Genomic DNA, 2,483 nt, shown 5'->3' on the forward strand with positions numbered 1-2,483 from the left:
TAGTCATAGGATGTTCTCAGAATGGGATTTGTTCTGAGATTATCTAAACGTTGCCCCTCAAGGAATCCGTCTTATATTGATCGCTTACGCTATGCCGTCATTATCGATATCGGTTTCTAACTGGTTATGCTTGTAAACAAAGTATTCATAACTATCTTTAATTCCATCGCTGTCAGTGTCTTGGCGATGATGGTTCATACCTAGGGCTTTTTCTTTTATATCAGCGATTCCATCAGCGTCATTATCTATCGAGATCTCTGCCGTGTATGAGGCATCACCGAGCTGCCTCAAAGAGGAAATGCTTAAATAAGCAGTTTCGTTGCCATTTGGCATATAGGTGAAGTGATATTTTAACCCGTTCACAGGCTTAATCTTGTCTTCTCTATATGTTTTAAGTTGTGTGCCATTTCTATCGAATAAATTGGCTGTAGGATAGAAGTTGGAATCACTTGATAGAATAGTGATGCTTAACCTGTCGGTCGCTTTTAAGTGTGATCTTGGTAGGGTGATTTTAAAAACATCAGTATCACCAGAATGGGGGAGTTTGCCTGTCACTCTAAATGGAAAGTGTTGACCTACATCATCAGCGGTTTCAATTAAATTGTTGTTTGCGGTTTCATTAATAGAAAACAATGTACTTTTGTTGGCATCAAATGGGTAGTCATCTTGCTCATCTGGAATGCCATCACTGTCTTCATCTTTGTTTTCCCAGCTGTCGATACGTGCAGTGCTCGTTGACTTAGCTTTAGTTGTTTCATTTGACGCTTGTATCTGGCGCTGCTTGGATGCGTCATGGGCCAATGTTTGGTTATTGCCGGTGGTTGCAGAGGCCGTAGGCTTTGCCGCGGTGAAAGTGTTTACTGCAGGGGAGGTAGAGATTGACGGGCTTTGCTCTGGACTGCAGCCGGTATTAATAGCGCTTAACACCAGCAGGGCAGTTAACGTGCGTTTAGATTTGAATTCGAGCGCCAGTAATTCCGTTACCATGAGCGTTTCGTCCTTGTATTATACTGATTGGTATTAGATTTTTACAAATATGCAGTACCTAAAAAAGCGATACTTTAGCACTAATCCTTTAGGCTTGGTATTGCCCTAAAGGGTGTATCTTGGTAGCAATCATCGCTGTTTGCGGGAGTTAAATTGATGGTTTGTTATTTAGTATTAGTTAATTAACAGCATTAAAAGATTAAACATGACCACTGCTACCGTAAACCTCATTGCAAACGTCATAATGGGCTCTTTAGGCGGCTTACGTTGTTGCATGACAAGAGGATAATTGAAGTGAATAGCGAGGTAAAGCAGGCTTCTAAGTGGGTATGCCATGCCCATGAGTTGATATTCTTGACCATTGTATAAAGTAATGGCAATGGTGTGGGCTCGCTTACGCTGGATCTGATGAGTGTCGTGGTAACTATCCCAAAAACATTGTAAGTGTTTGATATCTGTTTTGGCAAAAGCAATAGGCCCTCCGGTTAAAAATCGTGGCAAAGTGATCGCAGTGTCGTTGATTATTATCAGGCTATTGGCTTTATCTTGGGTATCAATGCCTAGATGAGCTTTGATGATTTTCTTACGGATAGCAATATAGAGTATTAGCCACAATACGGTTAAGATTGGAAAGCGCAAAAAATCCATTTTTGGGTCAATGGAGGGAATGATGAGCGCTGTGAGCAGAAAAGGAAGCAAGCTTGAGCCTAAAAGTAGCTCTTTTATAAGCGGTAATCTAAAAAAGTTAAATGAGACTGGGAGTTTTTCTTCGCTCTGACTGTCAAGCCGGAGATATTGGCTTAAAAAGGTGAAGTCAAACCATTGCAGATTGTCCTGTAGATGTTTTAGTGATTTCATCTCAATTAATATTCCTTTTAATAGAGGTAATGCTCGTAACTCGGACCTAGCTTAATATGACAATAAGCGACGTTAAAAGGTACTTATTTCGGTGTTACAGCTTAAGTGAACGGGAATAGCAGTTATCTTTAATACCTAAACTTACACGAGGTTGAGCTGCTACTGCCTTTGCCGTTGCTAATATAGAGATAGGTCTCCTTAGCTTCTGACGACTCCAAGTCGTGCTTGCTCAATTTTTTGGACACTAGCAGGCTTTATTGCTTCGATAGTCATCGTGTCGGGTTTTGACTCATAGACATTGAAATATCTCTCATGCCTTTCAGATAGCATCTTTTTTAAGGTTTTTTCACCGAAAATACTTAGCTAAGCATCTTGAAACTCCCCAATATAAGCGTCAAAGTCCTCTGCAGCATAAATGTCTAACATATTTAGACAGCGTTGAACTTTGAAAAAGTTACAAAGTCAGGTGCCCTGTTTGGCTTGAGTTACTGTTACAGGAGCATTTATGTCAAGAAAGATTTTATTACTCAAAAGCTGTAATGATTCAATATTGTAGTGGCATAGTGAATTTGGACACCAAGATGTAAGGGGTATAATCCCCATCTAAACACAAGGTGAACAAATGACCCGTAAATCAA

The 2,483-nt window shown here is 40.2% G+C and carries 2 protein-coding genes; both read right to left on the reverse strand.

Annotated elements, in window-relative coordinates; genetic code table 11:
- Positions 1-84 precede the first annotated feature (84 nt).
- The gene (locus tag L2748_RS23510; RefSeq protein ID WP_220783532.1) at positions 85-987 is read right to left on the reverse strand and encodes a hypothetical protein; all 903 of its coding nucleotides are present in this window, start codon (positions 985-987) and stop codon (positions 85-87) included.
- Positions 988-1,161: 174 nt separating this feature from the next.
- Positions 1,162-1,845 carry a hypothetical protein gene (locus L2748_RS23515; protein ID WP_220783533.1) on the reverse strand — a complete coding sequence of 228 codons (684 nt, stop codon included), beginning with the start codon at positions 1,843-1,845 and terminating at the stop codon, positions 1,162-1,164.
- Between the last annotated feature and the right edge of the window lie 638 nt (positions 1,846-2,483).

Origin of the sequence: Shewanella sairae (assembly GCF_023283535.1) — a bacterium.
GTDB lineage: Bacteria > Pseudomonadota > Gammaproteobacteria > Enterobacterales > Shewanellaceae > Shewanella > Shewanella sairae.